This is a genomic window from Burkholderia sp. RF4-BP95 (assembly GCF_001521985.1).
GTDB classification, from domain to species: domain Bacteria; phylum Pseudomonadota; class Gammaproteobacteria; order Burkholderiales; family Burkholderiaceae; genus Burkholderia; species Burkholderia diffusa.
In genome coordinates, this window is sequence record NZ_LOSX01000090.1 from 199,311 (window position 1) to 218,302 (window position 18,992).

The following is an 18,992-nucleotide window of genomic DNA, read 5'->3' on the forward strand; positions in this document are numbered from 1 at the left end:
GGCCAGTCCGTCAGGTAGCAGGCGTGCCCCGAGCTTCGACTGCTCCGGGCACGCCGCGATCGATCGGTTTCACCGCGTACCCGAGCGCACCGCACCGCGCTTCGGCCCTGCTTGTCCAGTACTCGCCGAAACGCGTCAGATGCCAGTCGGCCGACACCTCATCATTCCGTTCGATCCGGACGATGGCGATGTGGCCATCCGGTGCGGACATGCGTGTCGCGATCTGTCGAACGGGGACGATGCGGACGCATGCCCTTTACAGGACTCCTGAGCGGCATCGGACACCGGTTCCTGCCGCGCCTGGTTCGCGACGGGCGGCGGCGCTTTCCCCGCCGCCCGTGTTCCCGACCCGCCGATGCCGAAGGGTCAGCCGGTCCTGACTTCAATGCGCCGTGGGCGAGCCTCGTCGCGACGCGGGATCGTCAGCTTCAACACCCCGTCCTGGAGGTTTGCCTCGATCTTCGACGTATCGAAATCCGGTGACAGCGTGAACGTCCTGGCGAAGTGCGGCTCGCGGACCTCGGCATGCTGCAGGCGCAGGTTTGCCGGCGTCGGCACCACCGCCTCGGCCTCGATCGAGAGGCTGCTGTCGTGAACCTTGACGTCCAGCTTGTCCTTCGTCACGCCGGGTAGATCCGCCCACAGTGTGACGCCCTGATTGCCCTCGTATATGTCGACGGCAGGGGTGAGGGTGATCCGGCGCGTGGCCTGTTCCGTGTCGCGACGCGTGACTGCGGACGGGGCGCGTTCAGCCAGTTGGGTCATGTCGTTCATGATCGGCTCCTCGAGTTACTGGACAGTGATGGCGCGTGGCTTGGACGACTCGCGCTTGCCGATGCTGATCGACAGACAGCCATTTTCGTAGCGCGCCTGGACTTTGTCGGGATCGGCGGTGTCGGGCAGCTCGATGACGCGCCGGAAGGTGCCGACAAAGCGCTCCTGCGCATACGTACGCGTCTCGCTTCCGGGGGCGGGTTGTGCCGATTTGCGTTCGCCGCTGATGGTCAGCAAGCCCTTGTCGATCGATACGTCGAGTTCGGTGGCGTCGATGCCCGGCGCGAAGGCAACGATCTCGATCGACTCGTCCGTCGCGCCGACGTTGATCTGAGGAAATGCGCCCAGCCGGCTGGCGCGGATGCTGGACGGGAAGCCGCCGAAGAGTTGCGCCATCTGCTGCTGCAGGCGGTCGAACTCGCTGAAGAGGTCGGTTCCGAAGTAAAGATCGCTCATGATCGTATCCTCCTTGATGGCAATCGGGAGGCGAACGGGCCTACGCGCTCCAGTTCGCCTGCCGGAGTGCCGGCAAACAAATCGAAACACGCAGCGCGCGGGATGAAACGGTTCGCGCGTCTGCCTGAGCGAAACTCAAGATAGGCATTCTGCGGAAAATTTCAAGGGGCGTCGCCGGATTTTTGGACTTGAAATTTCGGCGCTGGAACCTATCATCGCACCGGCTTGGAACTGCATGCGGAGGACGCCATGGAATTCGATACGGACTGGCTTACGCTGGGCAGGCATCGTATCCGGCTGCGCTCGACGAAGGGCTTTCCGACCGAGACGATGCGTACCGTGACCGAGGTCGTCAGGCTGGCGATCGACAACAACATGAGCGCGCGGGCGCGACTCGTCGAGATCGTCTGCCGGCAGGAAAAGACCTACGATGTGCTGGTCGGCACGACGATGGCGGAGGACAAGGCTTGTGCACCGCAACTTGAAGCCGCGGTCGCGGTCGTGCTGGGCCTGTTGCCTGACCAGATCAACATCACGGTCACGCCCGTCACGCAAAAGGAGGTCGATCTGCACTTTGGCGTGTATGAGCGGATGCTGTCGGAGAAGCTGAGTACGACGCCGCCGCTCCGCTGACCGATCTGCCTGAACCGGCGCGCCTTTTTCGATATCCGTACTCAATCACCCGTCGACCGAAGCGCGCGCCCCATCTCGGCGATCGGCATCGCCGCGATCGACTTCAGCAACCGCGTCTCCCCGGCGTCCGGGCGGGCGATTGCGCGCACGTCATCGAGCGTCTGCGCGACGTGGCGATCGAGCGGCTCGAGAAAACGCCGCAGCTCGCTGGCCGCCGCCTTGTCCCTGAGCCCGAGTGCCTGTCCGAACGCGATCAGCGCATCCGCATCGATATCGACGAACCGCGTCGCGGTGCCGAGCGGCATCGTCAGTTCGCAGTGCGGCCAGTGATCGCCGCGATGGTCGGGCCGGTGCGTCGGCGTGTGATACACGACCGTGCTGACGATGTCGTAGAACGGCGCGAGCCGGTAACCGCGCGCGTCGACGAAGAACGACAGGTTCTTCAGGTGCGCATCGGCATTGCCGACCACCACGTTGAACACGGTCCAGCGGAACACCGACAGACGCGCCAGCGCGCGTGTGCTGGTGCGGTCGATCGCGCGGGCAAGCTCCTGCGCGTTCGCGCGCTGGTACTTGAAGCCGCGGTCGTAGTTGAGCAGCTGCATTGCGTCGATCGTATGCACGCGCCCGGCCGGCACCGACGCGACGTCGCGGTCGAACCGGTCGATCACGTAGCACGCCGACGGCGCGCGCAGGAAGTGCACGTCGGGCACGTCGAGCCCCATCCGCTTCGCGAGCTTCATGCAGAAGAATTCGTTGATCGCCGAGTGCGGGTAGCCGGCCGCGCGCATGTCCGGCTTGAGCAGGTGCATCGACGGCTCGCTGCCGACCGGCTCGTACAGCGCGTAGTCGGGTGCGTCGCCGCGCAGCACCACCAGCAGCTTCTGCTGCGCGCCGGCCGCCGACATGCGCTTGGGCGCGGTGGCCGTCAGCGCGCGCTCGGGCATCGCCTGGATCCGGCGTTCGAGCTCGTCGAGCGGCAGCGGCTGCAGGCTGCCGGGTGCTTCCTGTTCACCGTCGGCCAGCAGCGTCAGCGCGCCGGCCGATTCGCGCCCGAAGTACGCGAGCAGGCCCCATGCGTCGGCGGCATCGACCTTTGCCTCGCGCGCGAGCGACGTGCGCATGCCTTCCTCCGGCAGCAGGTTGTCGAAGAACCACTGGACCGGGCGATCGGTCGACGTATCGGTGAAGGTGCCGGCGCGCAGCGCGAACGCCGGCGACAGCGGATAGGCGGTCGGGGATGCGAGCCATTGCGGGTCGTACGCGAACGACCAGATGCCTTTGTCGTCGGTCAGCGTGCCCATGCGCTCGCCGTTGGCGGAGGCGATCAGCGTTCTAGCCGCCATGGTTGCTCCTGCGGCGTTGCGCGGCCTTCAGCGCGGTGGCTTCCGAAATCTCGACCGACGACTCGGCGTACAGGCGCACGCCCAGTTCGCCGAGCAGCATCATGACCTTGCCGATTTGCGCGGTCGGCTTTCCGGCTTCCACCTGGCTGATGAATTTCGGCGACAGCCCGGTCGCGTTCGCGAGTTCGTCGCGCGTGAACCCCTGCTGGAGCCGCGCTGCGCGGATGAGGTGGGCGAGCGCGCCGATCGTGTCGACGGACTGGGATTCCGACATGACGTTCTCCGTGCTTCGTATCTGATCGGGAACAGTATTGCACAACTGGTCGGCTGAGGCATCATTTCGTATCCGTGCAGGAACGGAGATGCGGGGAAATGACTTGAGACGTCATTTCGTACCCGATCGGGAACAGAAACCGCTGGAGCTGCCTGTTGAAATCATCTCCGTATCCAGTCGGATACGAAAAAGACGGTTCGGCGTTGCGCTGATCGCATGCGCAGGCGACCGGCCAGGCCGGGGAGGGTGCATGGAGCCGGCGGTTATTCGCCGGCGGCGATCACGGTCAGCGAGCCAACGTTCGTCGTCGACGGCCGGCGCCGCGCGCGGCCGTCGTTCCGCAATCGGATCGGGCCCAAACCTTGCGCCCCGCATGCGCCGTCCGCGGCCGCACCGCGACGCGTCACGCATGACGGACTTGAATGGAGGCGCGCATGGAGCCCATGCCGGTCGTACTTCAGTGGGATGCGGTCCTCGTCAGGATCGCCCTCGCGCTGGTCGCGGGCGGGCTGATCGGCCTCGATCGCAGCGAATCCGGCAAGACGGCCGGGCTGCGCACGACGATCCTCGTCTGCCTTGCCGCGTGCCTGGCGATGCTTCAGGTCAATGCATTGCTGCTGCAGGCCGGCAAGCCGGAGGGCGCGTTCTCGGTGCTCGACCTGATGCGCCTGCCGCTCGGCATCCTGACCGGGATGGGCTTCATCGGCGGCGGCGCGATTCTCCATCGCGACGGCCTCGTATCCGGCGTCACCACGGCCGCGACGCTGTGGTTCGTGACGGTGGTCGGTCTGTGCATCGGCGGCGGCCAGTTGTCGCTTGGCGCGCTCGGGCTCGTGCTCGGACTCCTGGTCGTGTGGCCGCTGCGGTTGGTCGAGCAGCGCGTGCGGAGCGTCAGGACGGCACTGCTCACGATCGAATACGAACTCGGCTCGCCGACGCGCGACCGCCTGACGACCGGGCTGCGGGACGCAGGCTTCGCGTGCCGCACGCGCGGTTTTCGCGAAACGGCCGCGCGTGCCGTGCGCGAGGAGGAACTGCTCGTAACGTGGCGCGAACCGACCAACGCCGATGCGATGCTGCCTCAACTGATCCGGATCGCCGAATTGGCAGACCTGACTTCGATCCGCTGTTCCGCGGAGAACTGAGCCGCACGGTGCCTTCCGGGCGTCGGCTGGTCGCGCGGCCCGTGCCCCGTTCAGCGTCCGGCTTCCGGCTCGGCGCCGTCGTGCGCATCGCCGTTCGTTCCGGGCGGGCTCATCGCGAGATGAAGCGCGGCCGGGTCGACCGGTTTCACGAAATGCTGCAGAAACCCGGTCGCGAGGCAGCGTTCGCGATCCGCGTCGCGGCCATAGCCGGTCAGCGCGAGAAAGATGCATGGCGTGACTTCGTTGATCGCCTTCAGCCGCCTCAGCAGCTCGTAGCCGTCCATCACCGGCAGCCCGATGTCGAGGATCGCGACGTCGGGACGGTAAGCGCGGTACGCGGCCAGCGCGGTCACCGGGTCGTGCACCACGGCGACTTCGTGGCCTGCCTCGCGCAGCCATTGCGCGAGCGTCGACGCGGCATCCTCGTTGTCGTCGACCAGCATCACGCGCCGGCCGGTGCGGCCCGGCGCCATCTCGCGGATGCCGAGCGGCGGTTGCGGCGCGGCGATCGCCAAGGCTTTCGGCCGGTACTCGGGCAGCGAGATCGTAAACGTGCTGCCGCAGCCGGGTCCGGCGCTGTCCGCGCGCACCGTGCCGCCGTGCAGGGTCACGAGACTGCGCACGAGCGCGAGGCCGATACCGAGGCCGCCGTGCGCTTGCTTCGCGTCGCCGTCGAGCCGGTAGAACGGCTCGAAGATGCTGTCGAGGCGGTCGCGCGGAATGCCGGCGCCGTTGTCGCATACCTCGACGAGCGCGGTGCCGTCCGAACCGTGGGCCGCGCGCACCGTGATGTCGCCGCCCGGCAGCGTGTATTTCGCCGCGTTGGTCAGCAGGTTCGCGATGACCTGCGAGAGCCGCACCGGGTCGCCGTGGCAGCGTGCGTCCGGATCGGCGTCGACATGCAGGCGGTGACGGCGCTGCTCGAGCAGCGGGCTCGCGACCTCGACCGCATGGTCGACGATGTCGGCGAGCTGCACGACTTCCTTCTTCAGCGTGATCTTGCCGCGCGTGATGCGCGACACGTCGAGCAGGTCGTCGATCAGCCGGACCATGTGATCGAGCTGCCGCTGGATGATCGCGATCTCGTTCGGCGTCGCGTGGCCGTCGCGGTTGCGGATCAGCTCCAGCGCGAGCGAAATCGGCGTCAGCGGATTGCGCAGCTCATGGCCGAGCACCGCGAGAAACTGGTCCTTTGCCTGATTCGCGTCGCGCAGTTCGCCGAGCAGCCGGTCGCGTTCGGCATTCGCGGCGACGAGCTTCTCGCGCGCGGCGACGTGCTCGGTCACCTCGACCGCGCTGACGATCACGCCAAGCCCGTCGGCAAGCGGCTGCGGATTGAAATGCAGCCGATACACGCGGGCCCCGTCCGGCTCGGGACGGTCGCGGTGCTCGGCGATCGTCGTCGAGCGGCCCTGCGCGCGGGCGGTTTCGAGCGCGCGCACGATCGCCGGCGTATCGCCGCCGGGCAGTACGGCCGTCAGCGGCTGGTCGACGATGTCGGTCCGGCCGCACAGCGCCGAGAAGCGGTGATTCGCGAGCACGATCCGGTGCGCGGCGCCCGACAGCAGCGCGATCGGCAACGGCGCGTGCATCAGAACGCCGTTGCGTTGCTGTTCGGCGTCCTCGCGACGGCGGATCTCGTCGCTCAGCGCGCGCGAGCGCTGCTGCGACAGCGCCAGCGTCAGGTGCAACTCGTTTTCGTCGTGGCGCAGCGATGCGGCGGGCAGGATGCGGCGATGCAGCGCGCAGACATGGCGGAACGTCTCCGACTGCTCGATGCTGGGAAACACGTCGACCGGATAGCCGCAGTAAAGCGAGAAGCGGTGTTGCTCGACCAGTTCGTTCCATAGCGCTTCGAGCCGCAGCGCACCGGCGTACCGCTGCTGCGCGCACAGCAGCGCGACCATTTCGCCGAACGCATGCACGGGGCGGCCGACGCGGACCGCCGCTTCGACGATCGTGCCGATCGAGCGGCGAAAGCGTGCGGGGTCGGGGAGGTCGCCGTCCATGAAGCTGTCGAGCAGCGTCTGCGCGCTCGACATGAAGATGCGCTCGCGGGCCGCGTCGCCGATCGACGCATCGAGCGTACGCAGGCGTTCGTGCACCGCCGCAAGGCAATCGGGGCGCGCGATCACGATCGCGCTGCCGCCCACGCGCAGCGCCTCGGCCGCGAACAGTGCGACTTCCGACACGAGCTGCGCATCGGACTCGTAGAACTGGACGAAGTGATCGGCCCGCATCGGTGCCGATTCCAGCAGGGGAGGCGCAGTTTTCATAGCTCACGACCAGGCAATGCCGTTGGCGGCCGGCGATTCCGTGCCGCGGCCATATCCGGGCCGATGCGAGCAAGCCGCGTGCCGCGCGCGTGCCCAGGCCCGACGGCCGTGCGGCGTGAGCCCGGCACGGGCGGGCGGCGCCGGGTGACGCTGCGTTTGTAAATTCTGCCGCGGATTGCAGGACGGATGCGCGATCGGGGGTGGCGCGGGGGAGGGCGGCTCGATGGGACGCGTTACGCGCGAAAGCCTGTCATCAGGAAAACGTCGTCGCGACCATGATGCCGAACACGAGGCCGAGCGCGATGCCGGTCAGCCGGCCGTAGATGGATGCGCGCACATTGTCGTCCAGCTCGAACGGCGAGCGCTTGTGCTTCCATACCGTGCTGAATGCCACCGGACGGGGCAGCAGCACGGTGCATGCGATCAGCACCGGTGTCGCGACGAGCATCGCGATACGCGGCCCGTTCCAGTCGACGCCATGCATCATCAGCGAAACGAGCACGGCGAGCGGCACCTCGACGCACAGGCCGAGCAGCGATCCGATGCGATCCTGTCGTTCGAAGTCTTCGAGCATCATCCGGATCCCCGAAGCCTGTTCGCCGACATCGTCCGGTACAGGGGGCCTGCCGGCGCACTGCTGTTTCAGACGTCCCTGATCACGCCGGAAATCCTTGCGCACGGGATCGAGCAATGGTGGTATTGCGTGCCGCGCAACGGGCATATTTCGTTCTACACGAGCCAGGACCTGACGCTGCTGGCGACGCAGCATGGGCTCGAATTCGGCTCGTTCAGCCCGGAATTGCATGTGGTTTTCGATCGTGCGGCGGCGCCGGGGTGGCTTTCGAAGTTCTTTCAGTGAGGCGGGGGGCTCGGTCACCCGCGTCATCGACCGCCAGGATTCCGTGACGCCATTGTTCCGGCAGCGAACCCTCGTCGCGAGCCGGATACCCCGTTCGCGCGTTGGCCGCCGTTCTTGATGCAGGTCACGAGAGAGGCCGTGGTGTCGGGCCACGATGACCGTGTTCGGCCGACCGCGCCGGCCAATGCCGGACCGCGCCTGTCGCATGTCACTCGGCCGCGACCATCGGAGGGCTCGTCATGGATCACGGGAATGCACACGTCGTCTGGTTCGACGACCTGCGGCGCGGCGACGTGGCACGCGTCGGCGGCAAGAACGCATCGCTGGGCGAATTGATCGGCAACCTGTCTGCACAGGGCGTAAGCGTGCCACCCGGGTTCGCGTCGACCGCGGATGCATACTGGCGATTCATCGATGCGAACGGATTGAGGCAAGTCATCGGCAGCACGCTCGAGGCGCTCGGCGCACGCAAGATGGCGCTCGCCGACGCCGGTGCGTCGATCCGGCAGGCGATCCTCCAAGGAGACTGGCCCGACGACATCGCCGACGCGATCCGGGACGCGTATCGGCAACTGTGCCGACAGGCCGGCGGTGACGACGTCGATGTCGCCGTGCGCTCGAGCGCGACCGCCGAGGATCTTCCCGACGCGAGCTTCGCGGGCCAGCAGGAAACTTACCTGAACGTGCGCGGCGAACATGCGCTGCTCGCGGCGTGCCGCCGGTGCTATGCGTCGCTGTTCACCGACCGCGCGATCGCCTACCGCGAAGAAAAGGGCTTCGATCACCTGCGCGTCGCGCTGTCGGTCGGCGTACAGCGGATGGTGCGTTCGGACCTCGGCGCGGCCGGCGTGATGTTTTCGCTCGACACGGAAACCGGATTCGACAAGGTGGTGCTGATCAGCGCGGCGTGGGGGCTTGGCGAGAATGTCGTGCAGGGCACCGTCGACCCCGACGAATACGAGGTGTTCAAGCCATTGCTCGGCGATCCGGCGTGCACGCCCGTCATCGGCAAGACGCTCGGCGGCAAGGCATGCAAGCTGATCTATGCGCGCGACGAGCATGCACCGACCCGCAACGTGCCGACCTCGAAAGCCGAGCGTGCCACTTTCGTGCTGGCGGACCGCGACATCCTGGCGCTTGCGAAGTGGGCCTGCGCGATCGAGGCGCATTATGGCCAGCCGATGGATATCGAGTGGGCAAAGGACGGCATAAGCGGCGAACTGTTCGTCGTGCAGGCGCGTCCCGAAACGGTGCAGTCCCGGCGCGAAGCCAGCGCCATCAAGACCTACCGACTTGGTCAGACCGGCCGCAAGCTGCTCACCGGCGTCAGTGTCGGTGAGGCGATCGCGGCCGGCAGCGTGTGCGTGATCGACAGTCCGCACGACATGGGGCGATTCGTCGACGGCGCGGTACTGGTGACGCACACGACCGATCCCGACTGGCTGCCGGTGATGCGCCGCGCCTCGGCGATCGTCACCGATCACGGCGGCCGCACCTCGCATGCCGCGATCGTGAGCCGCGAGCTGGGATTGCCGGCCATCGTCGGCACCGGCAATGCGACCCGCATGCTGCACGATCAGCAGGAAGTGACGGTATCGTGCGCGGAGGGCGAGGCCGGGTTCGTGTACGAAGGCATCGCGCAATACCACGTGGAGGCGATCGACCTGACCGATCTGCCGGCCACCCGCACGCAGGTCATGCTGAATCTCGCGAATCCGGCCGCGGCGTTCAGATGGTGGCGACTGCCCGCCGACGGAATCGGGCTGGCGCGCATGGAGTTCGTGATCAGCAACCATATCAAGGTTCACCCGATGGCGCTGGCCCACTACGATGCGCTGACCGACGCGCATGCGAAGCGCGAGATCGCTGCGCTGACGTCGGGGTACGACGACCCGTCGAACTATTTCGTCGACCGGCTGGCGCACGGCCTCGCGCGTATCGCGGCGGTCTGTCATCCCGCGCCGGCGATCGTGCGCATGAGCGACTTCAAGACGAACGAGTACGCGCATCTGGTCGGCGGCGCGCAGTTCGAACCGAGGGAAGAAAATCCGATGCTCGGATTTCGCGGCGCGTCACGCTACTATTCGCCGCGCTACCGTGACGGATTCGCGCTCGAATGCCGGGCGATCGCGCGGCTGCGAAACGACATGGGATTCAGGAACGTGGTCGTGATGATCCCGTTCTGCCGGACGCTCGACGAAGCGGACCGCGTGCTCGAGGTCCTGGCCGCCAACGGTCTGAAGCGCGGCGAAGACGGATTGCAGATCTACGTGATGTGCGAAATCCCGTCGAACGTCATTCTGGCGAGCCAGTTTGCGCAGCGCTTCGACGGCTTCTCGATCGGAAGCAACGATCTGACCCAATTGACGCTCGGCGTGGACCGCGATTCGGCGGAACTGGCCGGATTGTTCGACGAACAGAACGAAGCCGTGAAGTGGATGATCGCCCGCGTGATCGAATCCGCGCGCAACGCGGGGGCGAAAGTCGGCCTGTGCGGCCAGGCGCCGAGCGATCATCCGCCATTCGCCGATTTTCTCGTCGCGTGCGGCATCGACTCGATTTCCGTCAGCCCCGACAGCTTCATCGCGGTCAAGCGGCGCGTGGCCGCCGCGGAAAACGCTGCGCCGGGCGAGCGTGCGTCGCCGGAATGAACGGTGTCGGATGATTGCACGACGACCATACCGGGCCGGGCGGACGGCGCATCACGCCGCGCACGAGCGCGCCCCGCCGTGTTCGGCGCGGGCGAACGCCGCCTGCAGTACCGGATGCACGTCGGTGCGCCAGTGATCGCCGGTAAAGAGTCCGTAGTGATCGCAATCGTCGATGTCGACGCGTTGCCGCGCATTCGCTGCGAGACCGCTGCACATCGCCAGCGCGGCATGGGTCTGGCCGGCACCGGTGACGGCATCGCATTTGCCTTCGACGGTCAGCAACCCGATCGAGCGCAACGCGGCGGGCTCGACCCGCTGGCCGTGGACGTGCCACGTTCGGTTCGCCAGACATGCCCGCTGGAAAACGATGTCGACCGTATCGAGGAAGTATTCGGCCGGCATGTCGAGAAGCGTCAGGTATTCGCGTAGCGCCCGGCGGGCGGTTGCGAGTGCGTCGGCGTCGCCGCTCGACACCGCTTGCCGATAGCCATTGACGAGCGCCATGTAGTGTTGCGGGTAGGTGAGCGCGATCTCGGCGCGCTGCAGATAGGCCGGAAAGACCTGTCGCCCGCATCCGGCGAAGCCATGCGGCACCGTATCGATCAGCGTGGCGCGACACCAGTCGAGCGAATGCGAGCGAGCCGCGGTTCCGAGCGCGCTCGGATTGATGCGGGCATCGAGCGGGCCGCCGATCAACGTCAGGCTTGCTGGCAATGCAGCGTCGCGTTGCGCGCGTAGCGCGATGGCGCCAAGCGACGGAAACGTCGCCTGGCAGACCGCGACGACGTGCACCGGACGCGCGTCCGCCAGCAGGGTATCGATGAAGCGGTCGAGCATCGACACATATTCGTCGAGGCCGAATCGGCCCGCGTCGCACGCCACATCGCGCGCATCGATCCAGTCGGTGATGCACACGTCGCCGTCGACAAGCAGCGTCTCGACCGTCTCCCGCATCATCACGGCCGCATGGCCAGCCAGCGGCACGCAAAGCAGGATCACGCGTCGTGCACCTGCGTGCGAGAAGCGGCGCAGCGTGCAAAACGGCGTGCGCGCGACGATCGTTTCGTCGACGTCGATGCGACGGCCGTCCACGTCGACCGAATCGATGGCGAACCGTGGCGCATCGGCATGCAGGTCGAGCAGGGGTTCGCACAGGTCGGCGTAGCACGACGACGCGGCATCGGGCCAGAGACCGCACGTGAAGCGCACCGCCGCGTCCCACGTTCGCAACCATTGCCGTTGCTGTTCGATCAGGTCATACCACATGGCGCATGGGCGGAAAATCGCGGGAAATTCGAACAAGCCTACTGTCGCCCGATCGTGCCGCGACGGTTTGACCTGCATCAGCGTCGCCCCGATCGGCGGTGCATAAGCTGGTCTACGGATCCCGGACGGATGCACGGAGCGGAATATGGACACGTCTCGACGCATGCTCGTCGTTTTCTACTCGCGCAGTGAAACGACGGCGGCGATTGCGCGCCGGCTTGCCACGGAACTCGACGCGGATTGCGAACGGCTTCAGGAAGTCGACGATCGGCGGCGGGTGGGGGCCGTCGGCTTCCTGCGTTCGCTCGCCGACGTGATCCGCGATCGTGCCGCGGACCTTCGGCCGACGGCCTGTTCGCCGTCCGCATACGATGTGGTCGTGATTGGCACGCCGGTCTGGGCGGGTCGTGCATCGACGCCGGTTTCGACCTGGCTCGCGCGGCACGGGAGCGAACTGCGCGCGACCGCATTCTTCTGCACGATGGGCCAGCGCGGCGACCTGACAGCATTCGGGCAGATGCAGGCGCTGGCACGGCAGGCGCCGATCGCGACGTGCGCGATTTCCGGACGAGATATCGGTCGCGGCCTGGCCGCCGGGAAGCTCGCGCATTTCGCACGGTCGATCGCTCACCGGCTTGCCGACCGCGAACGGCGCATGAGCGCGTAACGGGCAACGTCACACGACCGGCGATGTGCGTGCCGCGCGCCGGACTGACGCCGATGCCGATCCCACGCCCTTGCCGAACCACGGGATCCCGGCACCGAGCGACGCGACATGCCGTGTCCAGCCCTCAGAATTGTCTGCGAACAGCCGACGCGCACACGAACTCGGCGAGCGCATCGCGATCGAGCGGCTCGTCGAGCAACAACTGTTGAAGAAAATGATTCGCAGTGCCGGATTGAACGAGATCGTGCCGCACCGGGTGACGAAAAATTCCACATGAAAAACCGGGCAGCAATCCGGCCTGGTGTCGCGACGCGAGCGCGTCGGTACCTCGATGGCATTGGGTCAGACGAATCAGCGACCGTTTCGATCGCTCGCGCGCCAGCAGGATGACCTGCATCAAGATCGATTGCCCGGCAGGAGCGAATATCGACGTTCTCGCATGTCGAACTCGACCACGATCGACATGCCCCGTGCCGTCTGCGTCTTCACGTTCATGATACGGACATCAACATGCCCCTCTTGTTCACGAACACGTCGAATCGCCAGATCATTTCCCGTCCCGAAGCATCGGCACTGTCTGCAGTCGCGCCTCACCTGCATCAGCCGATCGACGCCGATGGCGACCGGCTGCTGAGCCCCCACGAAATCGCGATCCTGATGGTGCTCGCCAGCGAGCCGATGCGCCCGCAGGGCGACCCCGCCGACCTGCGCTGCCTCGTCGATCGCGGTCTCGTTCGGCTGGATGCGGCGCCGCTTGCGGAAGCGGCTGCCCGCCTGTCGGCCAACGGCCGTCAGATGGTGTTGCGGCTCGCCACACGCGATCGCGCCAGACGAGGGCGCAACGTCGACGTCACGACTGCGTGTCGTACGATCGCGGTGGAGGCGTCGGCCGGGATGGTGCACCACGCCGCGCGCTGACCTGTATCAATTCCACGCGGCGCCGCGGGAATTACCGTTGCTTTCATCGATTACGAATCGGAGTCGATGGCCATGACTGGCGACAGCGAGCGGGACCCGTCGATCGACGTGGTGCGCATCGGCGTGGAAGCGCCAGAACGCATCGCGACGTTGACCGGTCAGACGGGCTCGCTGGGCGAACGGCGGCTTGCCTTCGATGCCGCATGGTCGGCGGCGGGCGTGTGTGACGTGGTCGATCAACTTACCGTTGCATGATGGTTCGGGCGGCGGCGGACATCGATCGATGGCCCGCCTCGCCCCGGCCGGGAGAACGAACATGAATGCCGCGATGCTCTGTACCCGCGATGTTGCCACGTGTTCGGCACAAGCAACTGTCGTCGAGGCGGCGGAAATGATGCGCGACGCACACGCCGGCGATCTGATCGTCGTGCGCGAACAGGAGGGGCGATGCGTGCCGGTCGGTGTGGTGACCGATCGCGACATCGTGCTGACGGTGGTCAGCCCCGATGCGCAGGCCGGCTCGCTGTTCGTCGGTGACATCATGTCTGCGCCCGTCGCGACCGCGAACGTCGACGACGACCTCTGGCTGCTCGCGAAGCGGATGCGTCAGCACGGCGTCCGTCGATTGCCGGTCGTCGGCGGCGACGGCGAACTGGTCGGCATCGTCTCGCTCGACGATCTGCTGCGCGCGGCCGCAGCGCTGCTCGACGAGTTGCGGCTCGTGGCGGCCCGTCAGCCGTATTTCGAGGAGAAGCAACGTGGTTGATCCGGTCGATTCCAGCTTCCGTCGCGCCGCGCATGGCGCAGCGGCGGTCTCGATGTCGGTGCGACGCGCCCTCAGGACGCGCGCGAATCCATGACACGCGGCCGGCCTACCGACCCGCGCAACCGGATGCGCCGGTGGCTCGGCGCAATCGGTCTCTGCCTGCTGCTGGCGAGCGCGACGACGTGGCTCGGCGCGATCCACGACCATCCGGTAAGCACCGGTGTCGTGGCCGGCATGACCGCGCCGGAATGCGGGCGCGTGGGTGCCCGGCCGGCCGGATCAATGCTGACGACACCGCTCCCCGAACAGGACGTGTGCCTGCCGCTGTTCGTTTATCGCGCGTCGTTTCCGGATGCCGCGAGCGACGTCGCGTCGTACCGCACATGGATCCTGCAGCAGCGGGTCGGCGAATTCTGGCAATTGTTCGGCTACGTGCTTCTGCTGTGGGCGGCGATCCTGGGCCTCGTCGCCGGCCCGATATGGCTCTTCAGGCGGCGGGCCGGATATCGCCATCGCGGCTCGCGGCGTGGCGCGACCGATGATGGGAGCGGTATGCGCTCGCACGGCAAGGAAAGGGGCAATCATGACGATTTCCGGTGAATTGAACGAGGCGGACTGGACCGTGGCGATCGAAACGGCTGGCGTTGAGACCGGCGGGTACCGCTGCCGTGTCCACGTGACGGTGCGCTCACCCGACTGCAAGTGCGAGCATGTTTTCCCGCATCACCGGGTATTCGCGACCGAGCGCGAGGCCGCGTTGGAGGGGCTGCGCAGCGGAATGACGTGGGTCGAGATGAAGAAATCGGACACGTTCACGTACTGACGGACGGCGTTGTTCACCGTCATCCACGCCGCATGCGAACCGGCGACCACGGCATGACCTGAAGCCTGCCAATACCGCGTCGCCGGCGTCCCGCCGGGCCGCGGGCATGCGTTGATCCCGGTCAAAGCTGCGCGGCGCGGCCTCAATACGATGGATCGCATCTCCGCGAAGAATGACGACCATGAACAGGCTCGAACGCACATGCCGCTTGCTCGTCGTGTGCGCGGCCGCGTGCTGCGTGCCGACGCAGCCCGCACATGCGCAGCATGCGCGCCATGTGCCCCGCCACGATTTCCACGGCCGCGATTTTCACGGCCAGGACTTTCGCCATTTCGCGCCGAGGGAGCGTACGCTATGGCAGCGTGGTCGATGGGTCCAGGACTGGCACGGCGGGCGCTACGCGTGGTGGTGGGTCGTCGACGGCTACTGGTACATCTATCCTGAACCGATGTATCCGTATCCGACCTACATTCCGCCCGCGATCGTCGTTCAGCGGCCGCCGCCGACGCCGGCGCGGCTGCCGCCTGCGCGCGCGTGGTACTACTGCAACGACCCGCGCGGATACTATCCGTATGTCGCGTCGTGCAATGGCGTGTGGACCGCGGTTCCGTCGAGCCCGGGCCCCGCGCCGCAATGACGGAAGCGACGCTTGTCCGCATCGCAGTGGCCGGCTACAGGCTGCACGAATGCGCGCGAGCGGCGCGGGAGGGCGCATGATGAACGGATCCTGGCCGGACGCTGACGTCGACGACGTGCTGCTGACGGATTGGTATGAACTGACGATGATGCAGGCCGCGTTCGATGCCGGAATGAACGACGTGGCCAGCTTCGAGTTCTTCGTACGGGCGCTGCCCGAGCATCGGGCATTCCTGATGGCGGCGGGACTGGCGCCCGTCCTCGACTATCTGGCGGGCTTGCGCTTTACGGCCGCCGCCCTTGAGCGACTGGCAGCGACCGGGCGCTTGCGCGCCGATTTCCTCGCGTCGCTCGCCGGCTTCCGCTTTACGGGCACCGTCGACGCGATGCCGGAAGGCACGGTGTTTTTCGCTGACGAACCGATCCTGCGGATCACGGCGCCGTTTCGCGAGGCGCAGTTCATCGAGAGCCGCGTGATGAACCTGCTCCATTACGCGACGCTGGTTGCCAGCAAGGCCGCACGCGTCACGCTCGTCGCGCACGGCAGGTTGCTGGTTGACTTCGGCATGCGGCGCGCGCATGGCTCGGAGGCGGCGATGCTGTCCGCGCGGGCCAGCTACCTGGCGGGATTCTGCGGCACGGCGACGCTGCTCGCGGGGTTGCGCTACGACATTCCCGTGTACGGCACGATGGCGCATTCATACGTCCAGGCGCACGACGACGAAGCGCTCGCGTTCGAGCATTTCGCGCGATCGCAACCGGACAACGCGTTGCTGCTGATCGACACGTACGATACGGAGCACGCGGCACACAAGGTCGTTGAACTGGCGCGGCGGCTTGCGCCCGACAACGTGCGCATCAAGGGCGTCCGGATCGACAGCGGCGACTTGGCGGCGCACGCTCGCAACGTGCGCGCGATTCTCGACCACGGCGGCCTGACGGACGCGACGATTTTCGCGAGCGGCAATCTCGACGAAATCCGGCTGCGGGAGCTCGTCCGCCAGCATGCGCCGATCGACGGTTTCGGAATCGGCACGCAGATGAGCACGTCGGCGGACGCACCGTGCCTCGACTGCGCGTACAAGCTCGTCGAGTATGCGGGCCGGGCGCGCTGCAAACGCTCGGAGGGCAAGGCGACGCTGCCCGGCCGCAAGCAGGTGTTTCGGCAATACGGCCCGGACGGACGAATCGCCGCCGACTGCCTCGGACTCGACGGCGAGCATCTCGACGGCACCCCGCTGTTGCAGCCCGTCATGATCGCAGGGGCACGACTCGCGGCCCCCACGCTCGGCGAGAGCCGCATTCACGCAATGCGCGAACTGTCCACGCTGCCCGATCCGATGCAGACGCTGGCGCCCGTCATGCCGCTGCAGCCGGCGATTTCTCCGGCGCTGGCGGCACTCGTCGCGCAGGAGAATGCGAGGCTGGACGCGCACGCGGGGCAGCAAGCGGCATGAACGATGCCCATATCCCGGTCGGCCGCGCGATCACGCTGAGCGACAAGGTGGCGGCGTTGCGCGAGCGCGCAGCCTGGCCAGACGGCACGAGATCGGTCGAGGCCGTGGAGACGCACATGTCATGGGTATTCCTGACGGATCGGTACGCGTGGAAGCTCAAGAAGCCCGTGCGCGCGCCGCAACTCGATTTTCGAACGCTGGCCGCGCGCCATCGCTTCTGTTGCGAGGAGGTGCGTTTGAACCGTCGGCTTGCGGCCGACGTGTATCTCGATGTGGTGCCGCTCGTCGTCGACGCCCGCGGTTGCCTGCATGCGGACGGACCCGGCGAGATCGTCGACTGGCTGGTCAGAATGCGGCGCCTGCCGGCCGCACGCATGCTCGACCGCGTGTTGTCGCGCGGCATGGCTACCGCAGGCGATGCGTGTCGCATCGCGGCTCGCCTGAGCGCCTTCTACCATACCCTGGCACCCGCGCGAATCGACGGTGCGACGTATCGCGAAGCGCTGCGTTGCACGATCGACACCAATGAACGCGCGTTGTGCAAGCCGCTTGCGAGCCAGTCCACCGATGTCGTGCGGACGCTCTGTGCGCGGCAGCGCTCGTTGCTCGGGTGTGAAGCCGCGCGCTTCGACCTGCGTGTGCGGCAGGGGCATGTCGTCGAAGGGCACGGCGATCTGCGTCCCGAACACGTCTACATCGACGATCCGGTTGCGATCATCGATTGCCTCGAATTCTGCAGACGACTGCGAGTCCAGGATGCGGCCGACGAGGTCGGCTTTCTCGCGCTCGAATGCGAGCGTCTCGGCGCACCGGGTTTCGCAGACGCGCTCGTCAATGCCTATCGCTCGGCGAGCGGCGACGATGTCGACGACGGATGCGTGCATTTCTACCAGAGCTGCCGGGCCATGACGCGCGCGCGGCTCGCCGTGTGGCACCTGCGCGAGCCCGCATTCAGGGCGACGCCGGTCTGGCGCGATCGCGCGAGCACGTACATCGCGCTCGCCCGGCGGCACGCCGACGACTGCGAGCGCACGTGGGTGGCAAGCCACGTCAGCGCCGCAGCAGGTCCGTGAGCGAGCCGCCGCGATGGATACGCGCAATCGCCTCGGCAAACAGCGGCGCACTGTCGAGTATCGCGAGCTTGTCCTTGAGCGGTCCGGCCGGCACGCGCCAGGGCGGCACCGTGTCGGTCACGGCGATGCCGGCGAGCGCGTCGCCGCCGAGCAGTTCGGCCGCGTCATCGAAGAACATCCCATGCGTCGCGACCGCGTAGACGGATTGCGCGCCGAGCGTGCGGCAATCCTCGGCCGTGCGGGCCAATGTCGTCCCGGAGCCGATCAGGTCATCGACGATGACGGCACAACGGCCGGCGACCTCGCCCACGATCGGCTTGGGTGTCACGATGCCGCCGCTGCGCAGCTTGCCGGCGAACGCCGCGTCGACCGCGCGCCCGATGCGCGCTTCGAGCCGGACACGGAAATCCTCGGCTCGCCGCACGCCCCCCGCGTCGGGCGATACGACCACGACCGGCCGTTCGCCAGCTTGCGCGGCGAACCAGTCGACCAGCATGCTGTTCGCCTCGAGATGCTCGGTCGGACAGCGAAACGCGTTCTGGAACGCCGCGATGTTGTGGATGTCGATCGTGACGACACGATCGACGCCCACCGCTTCGAGCAACGTGGCGACATAGCGCGTGGATACCGGATCGCGCGGCTGAGACCGGCGGTCCTTGCGCGAGTAGCACAGGTAGGGCGTCACCGCACAGACGCGTGCGGCCGACGCGTCCTTCAATGCACCGATGAACAGCAGCAACCGGCACAGCTTGTCGTTGACGGAACTGCCTGGCTCGCCGTGCAGCGACTGCACGACGTAGACATCGTGGCCGCGCACGCTGACCAGCGCACGCGTCTTGTGTTCGCCGTCCTCGAACGGGCGTTCCTCGTGCGCGGCGAGCGTGACGCCGAGACGGGCCGCGATTCGTTCGCCGAAGGCGCGACACGAGTTGAACGCGAACAGGCTGAAAGGGAGTCGTTCCATGGCATGGC

General features: G+C 67.0%; 23 protein-coding genes. 13 read left to right on the forward strand and 10 right to left on the reverse strand.

Features of this window, described 5'->3' with window-relative positions:
• Positions 1-10: 10 nt before the first annotated feature.
• From WS46_RS30460 to WS46_RS30470, 3 genes are all read right to left on the reverse strand, one after another.
• On the reverse strand, positions 11-211 hold the full coding sequence (locus WS46_RS30460) for a hypothetical protein (protein WP_257130082.1): 201 nt from the start codon (positions 209-211) through the stop codon (positions 11-13).
• A 155-nt stretch (positions 212-366) separates the two neighbouring features.
• A complete protein-coding gene (locus tag WS46_RS30465; protein ID WP_059536744.1) occupies positions 367-774 on the reverse strand; it encodes an Hsp20/alpha crystallin family protein in 408 nt (135 codons plus the stop codon).
• A gap of 15 nt (positions 775-789) precedes the next feature.
• Positions 790-1,230, reverse strand: coding sequence for an Hsp20/alpha crystallin family protein (locus WS46_RS30470; RefSeq protein WP_059693015.1), 441 nt, complete (start codon positions 1,228-1,230; stop codon positions 790-792).
• Between the two features lie 249 nt (positions 1,231-1,479).
• Here WS46_RS30470 and WS46_RS30475 point away from each other — a divergent pair, with 249 nt between their 5' ends.
• The gene (locus WS46_RS30475; protein ID WP_059537393.1) at positions 1,480-1,863 is read left to right on the forward strand and encodes a hypothetical protein; all 384 of its coding nucleotides are present in this window, start codon (positions 1,480-1,482) and stop codon (positions 1,861-1,863) included.
• 41 nt (positions 1,864-1,904) lie between these two features.
• On the opposite strand, the gene WS46_RS30480 is transcribed toward WS46_RS30475, so the two are convergent.
• Both WS46_RS30480 and WS46_RS30485 read right to left on the reverse strand, forming a co-directional pair.
• A complete protein-coding gene (locus tag WS46_RS30480) occupies positions 1,905-3,209 on the reverse strand; it encodes a HipA domain-containing protein (RefSeq protein ID WP_059693018.1) in 1,305 nt (434 codons plus the stop codon).
• Positions 3,199-3,483 carry a helix-turn-helix transcriptional regulator gene (locus tag WS46_RS30485; RefSeq protein WP_059693020.1) on the reverse strand — a complete coding sequence of 95 codons (285 nt, stop codon included), beginning with the start codon at positions 3,481-3,483 and terminating at the stop codon, positions 3,199-3,201. The genes WS46_RS30480 and WS46_RS30485 overlap by 11 nt, the downstream gene beginning before the upstream one ends.
• A 434-nt stretch (positions 3,484-3,917) precedes the next feature.
• Between WS46_RS30485 and WS46_RS30490 the strand changes: the two genes are divergently transcribed.
• Entirely contained in the window at positions 3,918-4,628 is a 711-nt protein-coding gene (locus tag WS46_RS30490) for an MgtC/SapB family protein (protein ID WP_059693023.1), read from the forward strand.
• 50 nt (positions 4,629-4,678) lie between these two features.
• Here WS46_RS30490 and WS46_RS30495 read toward each other — a convergent pair whose 3' ends face one another.
• Entirely contained in the window at positions 4,679-6,868 is a 2,190-nt protein-coding gene (locus WS46_RS30495) for an ATP-binding protein (protein ID WP_059693025.1), read from the reverse strand.
• A gap of 289 nt (positions 6,869-7,157) precedes the next feature.
• On the reverse strand, positions 7,158-7,406 hold the full coding sequence (locus WS46_RS30500) for a hypothetical protein (protein ID WP_257130083.1): 249 nt from the start codon (positions 7,404-7,406) through the stop codon (positions 7,158-7,160).
• On the opposite strand from WS46_RS30500, the gene WS46_RS30505 reads away from it, so the two are divergent.
• Positions 7,383-7,763: a class I SAM-dependent methyltransferase gene (locus WS46_RS30505; RefSeq protein WP_257130084.1), complete on the forward strand. Its 381-nt coding sequence runs from the start codon at positions 7,383-7,385 to the stop codon at positions 7,761-7,763. The genes WS46_RS30500 and WS46_RS30505 overlap by 24 nt on opposite strands.
• 239 nt (positions 7,764-8,002) lie before the next feature.
• Positions 8,003-10,414 (forward strand): phosphoenolpyruvate synthase, encoded by a 2,412-nt coding sequence (gene ppsA, locus WS46_RS30510; RefSeq protein WP_059693027.1) that lies wholly within the window; start codon positions 8,003-8,005, stop codon positions 10,412-10,414.
• Between the two features lie 51 nt (positions 10,415-10,465).
• Here ppsA and phaZ read toward each other — a convergent pair whose 3' ends face one another.
• Positions 10,466-11,680, reverse strand: coding sequence for a polyhydroxyalkanoate depolymerase (phaZ, locus tag WS46_RS30515; RefSeq protein WP_059693030.1), 1,215 nt, complete (start codon positions 11,678-11,680; stop codon positions 10,466-10,468).
• Between the two features lie 145 nt (positions 11,681-11,825).
• Between phaZ and WS46_RS30520 the strand changes: the two genes are divergently transcribed.
• Positions 11,826-12,347 (forward strand): flavodoxin, encoded by a 522-nt coding sequence (locus WS46_RS30520; RefSeq protein WP_059693033.1) that lies wholly within the window; start codon positions 11,826-11,828, stop codon positions 12,345-12,347.
• A 124-nt stretch (positions 12,348-12,471) separates the two neighbouring features.
• Here WS46_RS30520 and WS46_RS36640 read toward each other — a convergent pair whose 3' ends face one another.
• On the reverse strand, positions 12,472-12,747 hold the full coding sequence (locus WS46_RS36640; protein ID WP_257130085.1) for a hypothetical protein: 276 nt from the start codon (positions 12,745-12,747) through the stop codon (positions 12,472-12,474).
• Between the two features lie 110 nt (positions 12,748-12,857).
• Between WS46_RS36640 and WS46_RS30530 the strand changes: the two genes are divergently transcribed.
• From WS46_RS30530 to WS46_RS30565, 8 genes are all read left to right on the forward strand, one after another.
• On the forward strand, positions 12,858-13,265 hold the full coding sequence (locus WS46_RS30530) for a hypothetical protein (RefSeq protein ID WP_059693037.1): 408 nt from the start codon (positions 12,858-12,860) through the stop codon (positions 13,263-13,265).
• A gap of 72 nt (positions 13,266-13,337) precedes the next feature.
• On the forward strand, positions 13,338-13,520 hold the full coding sequence (locus tag WS46_RS36645; protein WP_059693039.1) for a BON domain-containing protein: 183 nt from the start codon (positions 13,338-13,340) through the stop codon (positions 13,518-13,520).
• 61 nt (positions 13,521-13,581) lie between these two features.
• The gene (locus WS46_RS30540; protein ID WP_059693042.1) at positions 13,582-14,031 is read left to right on the forward strand and encodes a CBS domain-containing protein; all 450 of its coding nucleotides are present in this window, start codon (positions 13,582-13,584) and stop codon (positions 14,029-14,031) included.
• A 225-nt stretch (positions 14,032-14,256) separates the two neighbouring features.
• The gene (locus tag WS46_RS30545) at positions 14,257-14,631 is read left to right on the forward strand and encodes a hypothetical protein (protein ID WP_257130086.1); all 375 of its coding nucleotides are present in this window, start codon (positions 14,257-14,259) and stop codon (positions 14,629-14,631) included.
• The gene (locus tag WS46_RS30550) at positions 14,615-14,854 is read left to right on the forward strand and encodes a hypothetical protein (RefSeq protein ID WP_059693045.1); all 240 of its coding nucleotides are present in this window, start codon (positions 14,615-14,617) and stop codon (positions 14,852-14,854) included. The genes WS46_RS30545 and WS46_RS30550 overlap by 17 nt, the downstream gene beginning before the upstream one ends.
• Before the next feature lie 181 nt (positions 14,855-15,035).
• The gene (locus WS46_RS30555) at positions 15,036-15,491 is read left to right on the forward strand and encodes a hypothetical protein (protein ID WP_059693194.1); all 456 of its coding nucleotides are present in this window, start codon (positions 15,036-15,038) and stop codon (positions 15,489-15,491) included.
• Between the two features lie 79 nt (positions 15,492-15,570).
• The gene (locus WS46_RS30560) at positions 15,571-16,947 is read left to right on the forward strand and encodes a nicotinate phosphoribosyltransferase (RefSeq protein ID WP_059693196.1); all 1,377 of its coding nucleotides are present in this window, start codon (positions 15,571-15,573) and stop codon (positions 16,945-16,947) included.
• Positions 16,944-18,020 (forward strand): hypothetical protein, encoded by a 1,077-nt coding sequence (locus WS46_RS30565; RefSeq protein WP_059693047.1) that lies wholly within the window; start codon positions 16,944-16,946, stop codon positions 18,018-18,020. The genes WS46_RS30560 and WS46_RS30565 overlap by 4 nt, the downstream gene beginning before the upstream one ends.
• Here the strand turns inward: WS46_RS30565 and WS46_RS30570 are convergent.
• Complete coding sequence (locus WS46_RS30570) at positions 17,998-18,984, reverse strand: ribose-phosphate pyrophosphokinase (RefSeq protein ID WP_059693048.1); 987 nt, start codon at positions 18,982-18,984, stop codon at positions 17,998-18,000. The genes WS46_RS30565 and WS46_RS30570 overlap by 23 nt on opposite strands.
• Positions 18,985-18,992 lie beyond the last annotated feature (8 nt).

Bases quoted from the DNA above. Each gene is read 5' to 3' on its own strand.
- WS46_RS30460 (WP_257130082.1), bottom strand. From the start codon at position 211: ATGTCCGCACCGGATGGCCACATCGCCATCGTCCGGATCGAACGGAAT.
- WS46_RS30465 (WP_059536744.1), bottom strand. From the start codon at position 774: ATGAACGACATGACCCAACTGGCTGAACGCGCCCCGTCCGCAGTCACG.
- WS46_RS30470 (WP_059693015.1), bottom strand. From the start codon at position 1,230: ATGAGCGATCTTTACTTCGGAACCGACCTCTTCAGCGAGTTCGACCGC.
- WS46_RS30475 (WP_059537393.1), top strand. From the start codon at position 1,480: ATGGAATTCGATACGGACTGGCTTACGCTGGGCAGGCATCGTATCCGG.
- WS46_RS30480 (WP_059693018.1), bottom strand. From the start codon at position 3,209: ATGGCGGCTAGAACGCTGATCGCCTCCGCCAACGGCGAGCGCATGGGC.
- WS46_RS30485 (WP_059693020.1), bottom strand. From the start codon at position 3,483: ATGTCGGAATCCCAGTCCGTCGACACGATCGGCGCGCTCGCCCACCTC.
- WS46_RS30490 (WP_059693023.1), top strand. From the start codon at position 3,918: ATGGAGCCCATGCCGGTCGTACTTCAGTGGGATGCGGTCCTCGTCAGG.
- WS46_RS30495 (WP_059693025.1), bottom strand. From the start codon at position 6,868: ATGCGGGCCGATCACTTCGTCCAGTTCTACGAGTCCGATGCGCAGCTC.
- WS46_RS30505 (WP_257130084.1), top strand. From the start codon at position 7,383: ATGCATCATCAGCGAAACGAGCACGGCGAGCGGCACCTCGACGCACAG.
- ppsA (WP_059693027.1), top strand. From the start codon at position 8,003: ATGGATCACGGGAATGCACACGTCGTCTGGTTCGACGACCTGCGGCGC.
- phaZ (WP_059693030.1), bottom strand. From the start codon at position 11,680: ATGTGGTATGACCTGATCGAACAGCAACGGCAATGGTTGCGAACGTGG.
- WS46_RS30520 (WP_059693033.1), top strand. From the start codon at position 11,826: ATGGACACGTCTCGACGCATGCTCGTCGTTTTCTACTCGCGCAGTGAA.
- WS46_RS30530 (WP_059693037.1), top strand. From the start codon at position 12,858: ATGCCCCTCTTGTTCACGAACACGTCGAATCGCCAGATCATTTCCCGT.
- WS46_RS36645 (WP_059693039.1), top strand. From the start codon at position 13,338: ATGACTGGCGACAGCGAGCGGGACCCGTCGATCGACGTGGTGCGCATC.
- WS46_RS30540 (WP_059693042.1), top strand. From the start codon at position 13,582: ATGAATGCCGCGATGCTCTGTACCCGCGATGTTGCCACGTGTTCGGCA.
- WS46_RS30550 (WP_059693045.1), top strand. From the start codon at position 14,615: ATGACGATTTCCGGTGAATTGAACGAGGCGGACTGGACCGTGGCGATC.
- WS46_RS30555 (WP_059693194.1), top strand. From the start codon at position 15,036: ATGAACAGGCTCGAACGCACATGCCGCTTGCTCGTCGTGTGCGCGGCC.
- WS46_RS30560 (WP_059693196.1), top strand. From the start codon at position 15,571: ATGAACGGATCCTGGCCGGACGCTGACGTCGACGACGTGCTGCTGACG.
- WS46_RS30565 (WP_059693047.1), top strand. From the start codon at position 16,944: ATGAACGATGCCCATATCCCGGTCGGCCGCGCGATCACGCTGAGCGAC.
- WS46_RS30570 (WP_059693048.1), bottom strand. From the start codon at position 18,984: ATGGAACGACTCCCTTTCAGCCTGTTCGCGTTCAACTCGTGTCGCGCC.